Annotated in this window: 1 pseudogene; it reads right to left on the minus strand. The window is 70.8% G+C overall.

Annotated features, from left to right (window positions below):
* Positions 1-59 precede the first annotated feature (59 nt).
* Positions 60-568: pseudogene (locus AC1DKR_RS21050) on the minus strand (hypothetical protein); the annotation flags it as partial.

Below are 568 nucleotides of genomic sequence, written 5' to 3' on the forward strand. Positions count from 1 at the left end.
CCCCTGGGTCCCGGGTCTGCGGCGCTACGCGCCTTCGCCCGGGATGACGATGATTTTTGCTATCGAGCTTCAGTCCAAACAAACCGCGCCCCGTCCAGCCCGTCGGATTGCGGTCCCGGACTGTCGGCGGTCCAGACGCCCGCCTCCGACACCCGCAGGAAGCGGTTGGTGACCAGCGACATCAAAGCCAACTCGCCCGTCGGCGTCTCGATCCACTGGAAGGCCTGGGCCTTGTCGTCGCGCGCCTTCGAGGCGCTCACGGTCCCGTCGGCGGCGACGGTCAGGTAGCCTTCCGGCCCGCGCAGCAACGCCCGCCCCAGCGGCCGCTTCTCGACGCTCACCACCCTCTGCTGGCCCAGCGCCGCCAGCGTCACCTTGCGGCCGTCCGGGATCGGCCGGCGCAGGCCGCGGGGATGCGGCTCGAACACCTCGAAGGCGTCGAAGTCGGCGACCCCGCCCTCGCGGCCGGCCTCGTTGAAGGCGAACAGGCCATAGCGCACGCCCTGGAAGGTGCGCAGCTGGAACACCATCGCCATCGGCTCGCCCAGGGCCGTGAACGCCTTGCCGT

The organism is Stenotrophomonas sp. 01N47 (assembly GCF_056399165.1).